Source organism: Pseudomonas sp. SDO5271_S396 (genome assembly GCF_054071795.1).
The window spans coordinates 110,719-123,417 of the sequence record NZ_JBSVWB010000005.1 but is presented as its reverse complement, the minus strand read 5'-3'; the positions used below and the strand labels follow the sequence as shown (position 1 = coordinate 123,417).

The following is a 12,699-nucleotide window of genomic DNA, read 5'->3' as shown; positions in this document are numbered from 1 at the left end:
TTATATCCGAACCTTCAGTGCATATAACATTTCGAGTGCTTTGCGCGGCGTTACGTCATCCAGGTCAAGCTTGGCCAACTCCTCCAGCACCGGGTGGGGCAGGCTGGCGAACATATCGCTCTGATGCGGCGCACTGGGTTTGGTTTTGGCCTTGGCGGGGCTGGCGACCACGGTTTCGTGGGGCAAGGCGGTGGTTTCCAGGCGGCTGAGGTGTTCGCGGGCGCGGGTGATCACATCGTTCGGCACACCGGCCAATTGCGCTACGGCCAGGCCGTAGCTCTGGCTGGCCGGCCCAGGCAATACATGGTGCAGAAACACGATGCGCTCGTTGTGCTCGGTGGCGTTAAGGTGCACGTTGGCCACCAGCGGTTCGCTTTCCGGTAGCACGGTCAGTTCGAAGTAGTGGGTGGCAAATAAGGTGTAGGCACGCAGATGCGCCAGGCGCTCGGCTGCCGCCCAGGCCAGGGACAAACCGTCGAAGGTACTCGTGCCGCGCCCTACTTCATCCATCAGCACGAGGCTGCGTTCAGTGGCGTTGTGCAAGATGTTCGCGGTTTCGCTCATTTCCACCATAAAGGTAGAGCGGCCGCCGGCCAGGTCATCACTGGAGCCGATCCGCGTGAAAATACGGTCCACAAGGGACAACTCACAGCTGGCCGCCGGTACAAAACTGCCGATATGCGCCAGCAGCACGATCAACGCCGTCTGACGCATATAGGTGGATTTACCGCCCATGTTCGGGCCTGTGATCACCAACATGCGGGTATCGTCGTCCAACGACAGGTCGTTGGCGACGAACGGCGTGGTCAACACCTGTTCCACCACCGGGTGACGGCCCTGCACGATGCGCATGCACGGCTCGCTGACGAAACGCGGGCAGTTCAGGTCAAGGTTCAGCGCGCGCTCGGCCAGATTGCTCAGCACATCCAGTTCCGCCAGCGCGGCAGCGGTGTCCTGCAGCGGCGCCAGGCGGCTGATCAGGTCTTCGAGCAAGGCTTCGTAAAGCATCTTTTCCCGAGCCAGGGCGCGGCTCTTGGCCGACAGCGCCTTGTCTTCGAACTCTTTCAGTTCTGGTGTAATAAAGCGCTCGGCACCTTTAAGAGTCTGGCGACGCTGATAGTCGATCGGCGCCGACTCGGCCTGCTTGCTCGGCAGTTCGATAAAGTAGCCATGCACACGGTTATAGCCGACCTTCAAATTGGCCAGCCCGGTGCGGGCCTTTTCGCGGGCCTCCAGATCAATCAGGAATTGCCCGGCGTTTTCGCTCAGGGATTGCAACTCGTCCAGCTCGGCGTCGTAGCCGGTCTTCAATACGCCGCCGTCACGGATGATGGCTGGCGGGTTGTCGATGATGGCCTTCTCCAACAGGGCTGCAAGGTCCGGGTACGTGCCGGTGGTCACGGCCAGTTGTTGCAGGTGAGGCGTGTCCAGCTCGGTCATCGCCACTTGCAGTTGCGGCAGCGCGCCGAGGGCGTCACGCAGGCGAGCCAGGTCACGGGGGCGTGCGTTGCGCAAACCGATCCGCGCCAGGATGCGCTCGATATCGCCAATCTCCTTCAACTGCGGCTGCAATTTCTCGAAGCGGTAAGCGTCCAGCAGGCAGGTAATGGACGACTGACGCGCTTGCAGCACGCTCAAGTCGCGCAATGGGCGGTTCAACCAACGGGTCAGCAAGCGGCTGCCCATGGCGGTCTGGCAACGGTCGACCACCGATTGCAGGGTGTTGTCACGCCCGCCGGCCAGGTTGGTGTCCAGTTCCAGGTTGCGACGGCTGGCGCCATCGAGCACCACGGTATCGTCCAGACGCTCATGGCGCAGGCTGCGCAAGTGCGGCAGGGCAGTGCGCTGGGTTTCCTTGGCATAACTGAGCAGGCAACCGGCGGCGCCGATGGCCAAGGTGAGGGTTTCGCAGCCGAAGCCTTTCAGGTCCTGCACGCAGAACTGCTGGCACAGGCTTTTCAGCGCCGAATCACGTTCGAAATCCCACGGCGCACGGCGCTTGGTCCCACGGCGCTTTTCCGCCGGCAGGTCCTTCGGCCAATCATCCGGGATCAACAACTCCACCGGGTTGATGCGCTCCAGTTCCGCCAGCAGATTCTCCCAGCCCTTGATCTCCTGCACGCTGAAGTTGCCACTGGTGATGTCCAGCACCGACAGCCCGAACAGCCGCTCATCCCCCAGCACGGCGGCGATCAGGTTATCGCGGCGCTCATCCAGCAGCGCCTCGTCACTCACCGTGCCCGGCGTGATAATGCGCACCACCTGACGTTCAACCGGCCCCTTGCTCGTCGCCGGATCGCCGATCTGCTCACAAATCACCACCGACTCGCCAAGCTTCACCAGCTTGACCAGGTAACCTTCCAGAGAGTGGTAAGGAATCCCGCACATCGGAATCGACTGCCCCGCCGACTGCCCACGCGCCGTCAGGGTAATGTCGAGCAACTTGGCAGCCTTCTTCGCATCCTCATAGAAGATCTCGTAGAAGTCGCCCATGCGATAGAACATCAACTGATCAGGGTGCTGGTTTTTCAGGCGCCAGTACTGCTGCATCATTGGGGTGTGGGAGGACAGCTCGGGAGTGTTCTTACTCATTGGATAGTAGGCAAATTCGTTGAAAGGAGTGGGGCAAAGGTGGGGCATTCCGCCCTGCGATTTTGCGATGGCGGCAAGGTTAACACGCGAGGTCGGGCGGGCGCAGTTCACAAGCGGATAGGTACCCCGGCAAGGTAAATGCCAGAAATATGCAAATCAGCATTTGCAAACCCCAAAATCCCCCGTCATTATCCCCGTTATGCAAAAACGCAACGTTTCATCCGTCTTAAGAGAACTGCTGGACCGCGACCGGATCTCCCCCACGGAGCTTCACCGGCGTACCGGCGTGCCTCAATCCACGTTGTCCCGGATCCTCAGCGGCAAGATCGTTGACCCCTCGGACAAGCACATTTCCCGTATCGCCGAGTACTTTCGCGTGAGCACCGACCAGCTGCGCGGCCGCGCGGCGGTGGGCGTTTCGCGGGAGGAGGGGCGTGACCCGATGCATTCGGAACTCAAGGACATAAGCCTGTGGGATGACGACACCCCCGTGAATGACGACGAGGTGTCGATCCCCTTTCTGCGCGAGGTTGAATTGGCTGCTGGATCAGGAAGATTCGTCATCGAGGAAAGCGAGAAGGCCAGCCTGCGGTTCGGCAAGCGCAGCTTGCGGCACAACGGCGTGCAGTTCGACCAGGCCAAGTGCGTGACCGTGCGTGGCAACAGCATGCTGCCAGTGCTGCGCGACGGCGCGACGGTCGGCGTGAATGCGGGCAAGAGCGGCATTGGCGATATCGTCGATGGCGACTTGTATGCCATCAATCACAATGGTCAACTGCGGGTGAAACAGCTCTACCGCCTGCCTTCCGGGATTCGCCTGCGCAGTTTCAATCGTGATGAACATCCGGACGAAGACTACAGCTTCCAGGAAATCCAGGAGGAGCAGATCAGCATCCTCGGCCACGTGTTCTGGTGGGGCATGTACGCCCGCTGACCGCCTTGCCCAAGACAAAGCCCGCACCTGAGCGGGCTTTTTTTCGCCTGTAAAAATCATCCAGCCCAATGCCTGCAAGGCTTTTGATGCACTCATGCATGCCATCAAGAAAAATAAATGCATTTACGCATTGACTGTATATGCATGCATGCATATTCTTCGTCTCAAGCCAGCCAACAAGGTCTGGTGGAGGTGGCAAGGATGCCGCCAAGGAAGACAAGGAAGGCACGCAACACCGGCAAGGACGCCATCGAAGCGATGGCAGGGATGCCAGGCAACACCGGCAAGGATGCCGACGCTCTTTAGTTTCACCGCTTCAACAACAGGCAGCGATGAACCGGCCTCATAACGGTTCAGAGGGTTGGCAACTGACCCGGGTGTGCAGCGTAAAGCACCAGAAGCAGTTATCCGGCAGACAGGGATCGTGGTCGGAAAAACATCGAGGAAAGATCCGTACCGCGCCAGTAGCGCCGAAAGATCGAAGAAGGACCGCATTACTGAAAAGCCCGGGCAACCGGGCTTTTTGGAATGCCTACCTACCCATGGATTTACCCAGAAACCGGCCCGTTGCCGGTAATGCTCAGCCAGGAGGCGTGACATGACAAACGAGCAGCAAGCGTTAGCGGAAATGCCTATCTGGCTGGTGATCGCACTGGCCTTGATCGGCGGGGTGTCGGGTGAGATGTGGCGCGCCGACAAGGAGGGCGCCCGTGGCTGGTCGCTGATACGGCGCCTCGCCCTGCGCTCCGGGGCGTGCATGGTCTGCGGGGTATCGGCACTGATGCTGTGTTACGCCGCCGGCATGTCGATCTGGACCGCCGGCGCCATTGGTTGCCTCACGGCCATGGCTGGCGCGGATGTCGCCATCGGCCTGTATGAACGGTGGGCAGCCAAACGCATCGGGGTCAACCAGGCCCCGACCTCCCGCCCGGATCAGCAATAACCGCCGCAAGGACGCAACGCGATGACACCTCTCGAAAAACCTTCTCAACTGCCTGTCGCGATTGGAGACGCGCTGAAAAGTGCTTTCCCACAATTGCGTGTAGGCAATCACCACGACTTTGCCGGCGCCGGCGTACTGATCAGCGTGGAGCGCAACGGCCCCGGCACCCGTTCAGTCGAGGGCCGCAAGGCCCACGCCTTGTCGGTTTCACTCAGGGCCACCGTGGCCAGCGGTTCGGCACCTTTCGCGGCCTGCGACCTGGCCAGCCAACTGATGGACCTGGCCCTGGATAACCGCTGGGGTCTGCCTCCAGACCAGTGCGATTTGCCTGTGGAGATTGTCGCGGCACCGTCGGTATCAGTCAGCGCGGAAACGGACTACGACACCTGGACCGTGTCCTTCACCCAAACCCTCTATATCGGACCGCTGCTGCTCGAAGATCCCACCGGTATTCCGCTGTTTGCCCGCACCTGGGAAGTCTCGAACATCGACGACCCGGATCAATACCGCCCCCTGTAGGAGTCGCCCATGTTCGATGCATTGCTGCGCATGCAACTGGGGCCGATTGTCGAGCGCCTGGCCGAAATGGAGGCCCAACTCGACGACCTCTATCGCCGTGCCGAAAGCTTCTGCCGGATCGGCGTCTGCCAGGCGGTCGACCCGGCCAGCAATACCTGTCGGGTCAGTCACGGTGAGTTGCTCTCGCCGTCCATCCGCTTCTTCAACCCCAGCGCCGGTGCGCAGACGGAAACCCGCATTCCTTCGGTGGGCGAACAATGCCTGCTGCTCAACTATGGCGGTGGGGAAGGGGGCGAACAATCGGTCGCCCTGTTCGGCCTCAACAGCGGCCAGTTTCCACCAGTGTCCGGTGTGGCGTCGTTGACGCGGCGCCGCTATCAGGACGGCACTCAAAGCGATTACGACGATGCCAGCCACACCTTCAACTGGGTCAACGGCCCCACCACCGTCAGCGGTTCCCGTGAGCAGGTCACGGCGACGGTCGGCGCGGCGACGCTGCTGATGAGCGCCGACCGCATCAATTTGCAACTCGGTGGCAGCGGCCTTGTGCTCGACGCCGCCGGCATTCACCTGAGCGGCCCGGTGGTCGATCACCAGGGCCGCGTGATCAGCAGCGCATAAGGATTTGCCATGATCGGAATCGATAGGAACACCGGGGCAGCGGTCGATGACTGGCTGCAATTCGTGCAGCGTGCCACCCGAGCGCTGACTACCCCCGTGGGCACTCGGCAGAAGCGCCCGCTATACGGCTCGATGATCCCGCAACTGCTAGGCCAGAACCTGGGCGATGACCTGCTGATCCTCGCCCAGAGCCATGCCGCCCAGGCGTTCTACAACACCCAGAACGGCATCACCGACTTTCAACCCCAGGTCATCGTCGCCAGCCGCCAGGGCGCAGGTCTGTTGCTGCGTTTTGCTGGCACCTGGAAAAACCGTCAACAATCCTTCGAGGTCGTCACATGAGCATGCTGATCCCTGGCCAGAACCAACTGGCGGAACCGGCCATCATCGCCGTCGATGCGTTCGAACCGTTGCTGGCGGAATTCAAGGCGTTTGTCATCGATTACGTCGCCACCCGCGCGCCGCAGAATGCGGCCAAGCTCAAGGTCAGTCTCGACAACGAAAGCGAACTGCTGACCCTGGCCCTGGAAGCGTTTTGCGTGCGCCTGCAAACCCACGAGCGCAAATACAACGCCCGCATCAAGCAGATGCTGGCGTGGTGGGCCACCGGCAGCAACCTGGATGCGCGTCTGGCCGACATGGGCCTGGAGCGCCAGGTACTCGACCCCGGTGACCCGTCGGCATTCCCGCCTGTGCCGCCGGTGCTGGAAAGCGATGACGACGCCCGCCTGCGCTATTACCTGGCGCCCCACGCGCCGGCGGCGGGTTCGCGCATGCAGTATCGCCGCGAAGTGTTCACCCTTGGCGAACGGCCCTCGGTCAAGGTGCAAAGCGCGACGCCTGGCGTGGTCACCGTCAGTTACACCTTCGACCCGGATGGCTTTGCGGCCCAGGTCAAGGACGGCAACGGTCGGCGCACGGCACCGGGCGAAGTGATGGTCACCGTGCTTTCACGGGAGGGCGACGGCACGCCGTCCGCCGATTTGCTCGACGGCGTGCGGCGTCATTTCGCACGGCCCGATGTCCGCCCGGAGACCGATCTCGTCAGCGTCCAGGGGGCGCAGATTCAACGCTACAAGATTCGTGTGGTCGCCAAAATCAACGCCGGCCCCGACTCGGGGTTGACCCAGGTCGCGGCGCAAAACCTGCTGCAAACCTACGCTGACTCGTGTCACCGCCTGGAAGGCCGCGTGGACCCCAGCTGGATCGACTATGCCATCCACAGCGCCGGCGCGGTGCAATTGCAGATCCTCGAACCGCTGGCGCCGATTATCAGCACCGCGTTCCAGGCCCCGTATTGCACGGGTGTCGAGGTGGAGGTGCGCACACTATGAGTGAGCCCAAACCGAGCCTGTTGCCCGTCAACAGCGCCCCCCTGGAAAAAGCCCTGGACCTGGGTTTTGGTTATTTACTGGAGCGGGTCACGCCACCCTTTCCCGAATTGATGGACCCGGACCGCACCCCGGCAGCATTCCTGCCGTACCTGGCGGCGGATCGGGCGGTGAACGAGTGGAGCACCACGGCGCCCGAAATCGAGAAGCGCCTGACCGTCAAACTGGCCTGGCCCACCGCACGCCAGGCCGGCACCCGCCAGGCCCTGGAAAACGCCGCCAAGGGGCTGCAACTGAGCCCCGAAGTGCGCGCCTGGTACGAACAGACACCGCCCGGCGTGCCCTACAGCTTTGCCGTACGGGCCTGGACCGAATTGCCTTACAGCGAAACCGTCGACGCTCGACTCGACCGCCGCCTGGCGGACGCCAAAAGCGAGCGCGACATTCTGTCGATTTCCGTCGGATTGAGCGCCTCGGGTCGCCACAGCATCGGCGCCGCCACGTTGTGCGGCGAACTCACCACGATTTACCCCAGCGTGTTGGCAGGGGTCGAGGCCACAGGACGCGCTTTTATGGCGGCCGGTCTCTACACCGTCGAAACCACCACTCTTTATCCACAGGAGCATTAAATGGCTGACTATTACACCCTGCTCACTAATGCGGGGATCGCCTACGAAACCGCCTGCAAGGCCGCAGGCGTACCGATCAAACTGGCGCAGATCTCCGTCGGCGACGGCAACGGCGCCGTCTACAACCCCGACGCCAACGCAAAAGCGCTGAAACGCGAAGTCTGGCGCGGCCCGTTGAACGCGTTGTTCCAGGACGAAAAGAACTCCAGCTGGCTGATGGCCGAAGTCACCATCCCCTCCGATGTTGGCGGCTGGTATGTGCGCGAGGCCGGGCTGTGGACCGACACCGGCATCCTGTACGCCATCGTCAAATACCCCGAATCCTACAAGCCGGTGCTGGCCACGTCCGGGTCGGGGAAAGAGTTCTACATCCGCTCGATCTTCGAAACCAGCAACGCTTCGATCGTGACGTTGTTGATTGACGACACAGTGGTGAAGGCGACACGGGCCTGGGTGATGGACTACCTGAAGCAGGGCACCTATTCGAAGGCGGAGATCGAGACGCTGATTGCCCAGTCTTCGGCATTGCCCGTGGGATCGATGGTCGCGTTTCCGGTCGACAAGGTCCCGGTGGGTTTCCTGGAAATCGACGGCAGCGTCAAGAGTGCGGCGGCCTATCCGGACTTGGCGAAGTTCCTGGGGACGGCGTTCAACAAGGGCGATGAGGGCGTTGGGAATTTTCGACTGCCGGAGTCCCGTGGGGAGTTTTTGCGTGGGTGGGATCATGGGCGGGGGGTGGATGCTGGGCGTGTAATCGGTAGTTGGCGCGCAGACTCTTTCCAGGGCCATGGTCATGAGTTGCGTGGTAGGGCGGGCGTTATCAGTGAAGCGTCAAATGGGCCATTCGTATCCAATAAAGCAGGTGATACGGTCCTTGGTCCTACAGTTGCCACACCGATTACTGATGGCGTGAACGGCGACCCTCGCACTGCGAATGAAACACGCCCACGCAGTATTGCCGTGATGTACTGCATCAAAGCCTGGAACGCCCCCATCAACCAGGGAAACATCGACGTTGCAGCGCTGGTCAGCGAGCTCGATACCTTGAAATCTGCCGTGCCCATCGGCTCGATCGTTCCGTTCCCCAAAGCTGCCGTGCCGCCCGGATACCTGGAGTTGGACGGCAGTGTGAAGAGCATTGCGACCTACCCTGACCTGGCGACGTATCTAGGGACTACGTTCAACACCGGTAATGAGCCAGCCGGGTTCTTTCGCCTGCCAGAGTCGCGCGGGGAGTTCTTGCGCGGTTGGGATCATGGCCGTGGCGTAGATGCTGGACGAGAAGTGGGGACAGTCCAAAAGGGTAGCTTGCAGACGGTCGATTCGACGGTCTCCACCGTCTCTGTCACTGGGCTGTATAACGCCACGACATCACCTGAATCGAACGCACGTTCGGCGTACGGATTGGATGTGGCGAACTCGGCGGACTATCCAGGTGCCGCCTATGGTGGCGTGACAGGCAGTGGCGGCACGATGGCTGCTGAAGGCAATAATTTCGGGGTTACACGTCCTCGAAATCTTGCGGTGATGTGGTGCATCAAAGCCTGGAACGCCCCCGTCAACCAAGGCCAGATAGACATCAGCGCACTGGCACTCGAGGTTTCCAACCTCTCCAGCATGGTGGACTTCACGGTTATTTACCCGGGCGGTGGCAACAAGGCCAGTCCGGGAGGCGTAGCCGTCAATAGTCGCTACGTCGCAACCAACCCATTTCCTGGCTACCACGTGTTTTGCACTGCGCAAGTGCTTTACAACGGCGAGTGGGCGAACCCCGAATTCGGGGATCACTACAGCGGAGTAGGCGGCCCGGATCGTTATGGCCATGGTGTGCAAGCCAACCAAATGGGTAACTCGATTGTGGTTCAAACCGGCATCAACGGCCTCGTTTATCCGAATACCTTATCCGGATCGCCGTTTTTGCTGTCGGCAACGACTGGCGTTTCGCCGTTGCCTTGCCGTGTACTTGTATGGCGATTGAAAGGGGTAATGGCATGAACGTCTATGCAGAGTTGAAGAGTGGTTTCCAGCAGGTGGGCGGTGATTGCCCGCCGGGCTGGATCGTGATGCAGGGTGATCGTCCTTCATCCGCTCACGTGGCATCGGAGGAGGGCGTTTGGGTCGTTCCTGTTCTTTCACCCGAGGATGTGCAGGTTGCCTTGAATGCCTCGGAAAGAGCCTGGCGCGACGCTGAACTGGCCTCAATCCTGTGGTTGCGCGAACGTCACCGTGACCAGCAGGAAATAGGCAAAGCAACCACCTTGTCCGGCGAGCAGTTCGCTGAGTTGCTGGCCTTTGTACAGGCCCTGCGTGATTGGCCCCAGTCTCCTGACTTCCCGGATAGCGCCCACCGTCCGGTAGCGCCGCTCTGGATCGCAGGTCAAACCGAATAAACGCCCCGCTCTGACGGGGCGTTTTCTTTCCAACCTGAACAATCGCCGCCATGAGCGGCTTTTTTGTGCATGGAGATCCACCAATGGCCACTCGCCAAACCTACACCGTCCTCACCCCATTCCCCACCGGCGCCGGCCATTGGTCCTCCGTCGGTGAGGAACTGGAACTGATGGACGTCGAAGCATCCGCCCTGCGCGCCGCCGGCCGTCTGGAATTGACCAGCGTGCTGAACGCCGCAAAGGACACCACCCCGGCCAAAAAGGCCACTACCAAGAAGGCTGACTAATCATGGCTGAGGTTTTGAACTTCGAGCACAACGGCATCACCGTCAACGCCACCGAATCCCCCGAGGCCATGGGTGGCCTGGGCGATAACGTGATCGGGCTGGTCGGCACCGCGCCGAAGGCCCATGCGTCGATCCCCAAGAACGCGCCGTTTCGTATCAACAGTTTCACCACCCAGGCGCTGCTGGACCCGACCGGTACCGAGTCGGGCACGCTGTTCCAGGCGGTGTACCAGATCCTCAAAGTGGTCAAGGTGCCGGTCTATGTGGTGATCGTCGACGAGGGCGCCACCCCGGCGGACACCGTCAATAACGTGATCGGCGGCGACGAGCCGGTGACCGGTCGCAAGCTGGGCCTGGCCGCGCTGGCCAGTGTGCCGGAAGACCTGACCATCATCGGCGCGCCGGGCTTTACCGGTACCAAGGCCGTGGCCGGTGAGTTCGCTGCGTTCGGCAAGCGCATCAAGGCCCGTGTGGTGCTGGATGGCAAAGACGTCAGCGTCGCCGATCAAGTGAAGTACAGCGGCGAACTGGGCGGTGCCGACCTCGGCTTCGACCGTTGCCTGCTGGTGCACAACCTGCCTTCGGTGTACTCCAGGGCGGCGAAGAAAAACGTATTCCTGTCGCCGTCGTCCCTGGCCATCGCCGCGTTGGCCAAGGTCAAACAGTGGGAAAGCCCGGGCAATCAGGTGACGTTCGCCGAGGACGTTTCTCGCGTGGTCGAGTACAACATCCTCGACACTTCCACCGAAGGCGACCTGCTCAACCGCTACGGCGTGAGCTACTACGCCCGCACCATCCTTGGCGGCTTCTCGCTGCTGGGCAACCGGTCCATCACCGGCAAGTTCATCAGCTACGTGGGCCTGGAAGACGCCATCAGCCGCAAGCTGGTCAAGGCCGGCCAGAAAGCCATGGCCAAGAACCTCACCAAGTCCTTCATGGATCAGGAGGTCAAGCGCATCAACGACTGGCTGCAAACCCTGGTCGCCGACGAAACCATTCCCGGTGGCAGCGTGTACCTGCACCCGGAACTCAACAGTGTCGAGAAGTACAAGAACGGCACCTGGTACATCGTCATCGACTACGGCCGCTACGCGCCGAACGAACACATGATTTATCAACTCAATGCCCGCGATGAAATCATCGAGCAGTTCCTGGAGGACGTTCTCTAATGTTTACCAACCGTGTAAGACAGGCCATTGCGGCCACCCTGCAAGGCCTGCCGTTGTCCGCGACGGTGGAAGAGTTCACCCCGCCGAAGATCGAGTTCGAGATGGAAGCCATGTCCGGTGGCCGCTTCATCGCCGAAGAAATGGCCAAGAACGGCAAGGTGCTGGGTGCCAAGCTGGTGCTGCAAGGCGCCGGCCCGGAAGTGATGCTGGCCCTGGGCGTGCGCCTGGGGGACGACATCCTGCTCAATGTGCGTGAAGCCGGCCAGGACCAGGACGGCAAGACCTATTTCACCTACCACACCGTCGGCGGCAAGCTCAAATCCCTGGAGGAGGCGAAGCTGAAGATGGGTGACAAGGCCACCACCACCCTGGAGCTGTCCTGCCGCACCTACAACCGCCTGGAAAACGGCATCCCGGTAATCGACATCGACGTGCGCACCCAGAAGTTCGTGCTCAACGGCGTGGACATCCTCGGCGATGCCCGCCGTGCGGTGCTGATGCCTTAAAGACCCCGTGATCTGAGGTGGGCACTGTCAATGTGGGAGCTGGCTTGCCTGCGATACAGGCGACCCGGTTTATCCGCTGCACCGCAGTGATGCCTTCGCGGGCAATCCCGGCTCCCACATTGACCGCGCTCCTCTTTGTATCTGCGTTTTCTTCAACAGTTGTTGACCAAGGAATTGCCCTATGGCCTGGATGCCACCCCTGCATGTCCTGCTGTCTTCGATCACCGCCGATACCGGCGCGAAGATCGAGCAGGTTCAGCTCAAACCGCTGTACTACGCCGCGCAGAAAGATGCGCTGGCCCGGGCCGGTGACGACGAGGACGATCAGTTCTTCGAACTGGCGAAACTCGCCACCGGCCTGTCGGAAAACGAACTCGACCAGCTCAAGCGTCCGGATTACGTGAGCATTGCCCAGTACGTACACGAGATGTCGACGCGTCCTGCGTCGTTCTTCCGTGGCGAACCCGAAGATGCCTCGGCCGATGCGCCGGTCAAGCTGCTGCTGCCCCTGGAGGCCGCCGGTCGTAGCCACGCCGAACTGCCCCTGGAAATGCCCGCCCTGCGTGCCACCAAGGTGATGAAAAAACTCGCCAGCGACAAGGACCGTGCCGAGTTCATCACCGCCCATTGCACCGGCCTGATGATCCCCGACCTGGCCCAACTCACGGTGCCCGACTGGACCGAGTTGCAGGTGCGCATCAACGATTTTTTAAATCAACCGGCGGCCTTCTTTCGCAACGCGACATCGACGTAATCCTCGATGTGGTACCGCTGGTTT

The 12,699-nt window shown here is 61.2% G+C and carries 14 protein-coding genes; 13 read left to right on the top strand and 1 reads right to left on the bottom strand.

Features of this window, described 5'->3' with window-relative positions; genetic code table 11:
- Positions 1-2,592 carry a DNA mismatch repair protein MutS gene (gene mutS / locus ACW9IN_RS06175; RefSeq protein WP_457365045.1) on the bottom strand — a complete coding sequence of 864 codons (2,592 nt, stop codon included), beginning with the start codon at positions 2,590-2,592 and terminating at the stop codon, positions 1-3.
- 199 nt (positions 2,593-2,791) lie between these two features.
- Here mutS and ACW9IN_RS06170 point away from each other — a divergent pair, with 199 nt between their 5' ends.
- The 13 genes from ACW9IN_RS06170 to ACW9IN_RS06110 all read left to right on the top strand — a co-directional run bounded on the left by ACW9IN_RS06170 (position 2,792) and on the right by ACW9IN_RS06110 (position 12,675).
- Positions 2,792-3,526 (top strand): LexA family transcriptional regulator, encoded by a 735-nt coding sequence (locus ACW9IN_RS06170; protein WP_457365044.1) that lies wholly within the window; start codon positions 2,792-2,794, stop codon positions 3,524-3,526.
- Between the two features lie 598 nt (positions 3,527-4,124).
- A complete protein-coding gene (locus tag ACW9IN_RS06165; RefSeq protein ID WP_457365043.1) occupies positions 4,125-4,469 on the top strand; it encodes a phage holin family protein in 345 nt (114 codons plus the stop codon).
- A gap of 21 nt (positions 4,470-4,490) precedes the next feature.
- Complete coding sequence (locus tag ACW9IN_RS06160) at positions 4,491-4,988, top strand: hypothetical protein (RefSeq protein ID WP_457365042.1); 498 nt, start codon at positions 4,491-4,493, stop codon at positions 4,986-4,988.
- Positions 4,989-4,997: 9 nt separating this feature from the next.
- The gene (locus tag ACW9IN_RS06155) at positions 4,998-5,609 is read left to right on the top strand and encodes a phage baseplate assembly protein V (protein WP_457365041.1); all 612 of its coding nucleotides are present in this window, start codon (positions 4,998-5,000) and stop codon (positions 5,607-5,609) included.
- A 9-nt stretch (positions 5,610-5,618) separates the two neighbouring features.
- A complete protein-coding gene (locus ACW9IN_RS06150) occupies positions 5,619-5,951 on the top strand; it encodes a phage baseplate protein (RefSeq protein WP_457365040.1) in 333 nt (110 codons plus the stop codon).
- Complete coding sequence (locus tag ACW9IN_RS06145) at positions 5,948-6,943, top strand: baseplate J/gp47 family protein (RefSeq protein WP_457365039.1); 996 nt, start codon at positions 5,948-5,950, stop codon at positions 6,941-6,943. The genes ACW9IN_RS06150 and ACW9IN_RS06145 overlap by 4 nt, the downstream gene beginning before the upstream one ends.
- Entirely contained in the window at positions 6,940-7,569 is a 630-nt protein-coding gene (locus ACW9IN_RS06140) for a phage tail protein I (RefSeq protein WP_457365038.1), read from the top strand. Before ACW9IN_RS06145 ends, ACW9IN_RS06140 begins: the two co-directional genes overlap by 4 nt.
- Positions 7,570-9,564 carry a phage tail-collar fiber domain-containing protein gene (locus tag ACW9IN_RS06135; protein ID WP_457365037.1) on the top strand — a complete coding sequence of 665 codons (1,995 nt, stop codon included), beginning with the start codon at positions 7,570-7,572 and terminating at the stop codon, positions 9,562-9,564.
- On the top strand, positions 9,561-9,959 hold the full coding sequence (locus ACW9IN_RS06130) for a phage tail assembly chaperone (RefSeq protein WP_457365036.1): 399 nt from the start codon (positions 9,561-9,563) through the stop codon (positions 9,957-9,959). The genes ACW9IN_RS06135 and ACW9IN_RS06130 overlap by 4 nt, the downstream gene beginning before the upstream one ends.
- Positions 9,960-10,042: 83 nt before the next feature.
- Positions 10,043-10,246 (top strand): hypothetical protein, encoded by a 204-nt coding sequence (locus ACW9IN_RS06125; protein ID WP_457365035.1) that lies wholly within the window; start codon positions 10,043-10,045, stop codon positions 10,244-10,246.
- 2 nt (positions 10,247-10,248) lie between these two features.
- Positions 10,249-11,415 (top strand): phage tail protein, encoded by a 1,167-nt coding sequence (locus ACW9IN_RS06120; RefSeq protein ID WP_457365034.1) that lies wholly within the window; start codon positions 10,249-10,251, stop codon positions 11,413-11,415.
- Positions 11,415-11,921, top strand: a complete 507-nt coding sequence (locus ACW9IN_RS06115) for a phage major tail tube protein (RefSeq protein WP_457365033.1) — start codon at positions 11,415-11,417, stop codon at positions 11,919-11,921. The genes ACW9IN_RS06120 and ACW9IN_RS06115 overlap by 1 nt, the downstream gene beginning before the upstream one ends.
- Positions 11,922-12,102: 181 nt before the next feature.
- Positions 12,103-12,675, top strand: coding sequence for a phage tail assembly protein (locus ACW9IN_RS06110; RefSeq protein WP_457365032.1), 573 nt, complete (start codon positions 12,103-12,105; stop codon positions 12,673-12,675).
- Positions 12,676-12,699: the final 24 nt, after the last annotated feature.

Coding starts and splice junctions, on each gene's coding strand:
- mutS (WP_457365045.1), bottom strand. CDS start 2,592: ATGAGTAAGAACACTCCCGAGCTGTCCTCCCACACCCCAATGATGCAG.
- ACW9IN_RS06170 (WP_457365044.1), top strand. CDS start 2,792: ATGCAAAAACGCAACGTTTCATCCGTCTTAAGAGAACTGCTGGACCGC.
- ACW9IN_RS06165 (WP_457365043.1), top strand. CDS start 4,125: ATGACAAACGAGCAGCAAGCGTTAGCGGAAATGCCTATCTGGCTGGTG.
- ACW9IN_RS06160 (WP_457365042.1), top strand. CDS start 4,491: ATGACACCTCTCGAAAAACCTTCTCAACTGCCTGTCGCGATTGGAGAC.
- ACW9IN_RS06155 (WP_457365041.1), top strand. CDS start 4,998: ATGTTCGATGCATTGCTGCGCATGCAACTGGGGCCGATTGTCGAGCGC.
- ACW9IN_RS06150 (WP_457365040.1), top strand. CDS start 5,619: ATGATCGGAATCGATAGGAACACCGGGGCAGCGGTCGATGACTGGCTG.
- ACW9IN_RS06145 (WP_457365039.1), top strand. CDS start 5,948: ATGAGCATGCTGATCCCTGGCCAGAACCAACTGGCGGAACCGGCCATC.
- ACW9IN_RS06140 (WP_457365038.1), top strand. CDS start 6,940: ATGAGTGAGCCCAAACCGAGCCTGTTGCCCGTCAACAGCGCCCCCCTG.
- ACW9IN_RS06135 (WP_457365037.1), top strand. CDS start 7,570: ATGGCTGACTATTACACCCTGCTCACTAATGCGGGGATCGCCTACGAA.
- ACW9IN_RS06130 (WP_457365036.1), top strand. CDS start 9,561: ATGAACGTCTATGCAGAGTTGAAGAGTGGTTTCCAGCAGGTGGGCGGT.
- ACW9IN_RS06125 (WP_457365035.1), top strand. CDS start 10,043: ATGGCCACTCGCCAAACCTACACCGTCCTCACCCCATTCCCCACCGGC.
- ACW9IN_RS06120 (WP_457365034.1), top strand. CDS start 10,249: ATGGCTGAGGTTTTGAACTTCGAGCACAACGGCATCACCGTCAACGCC.
- ACW9IN_RS06115 (WP_457365033.1), top strand. CDS start 11,415: ATGTTTACCAACCGTGTAAGACAGGCCATTGCGGCCACCCTGCAAGGC.
- ACW9IN_RS06110 (WP_457365032.1), top strand. CDS start 12,103: ATGGCCTGGATGCCACCCCTGCATGTCCTGCTGTCTTCGATCACCGCC.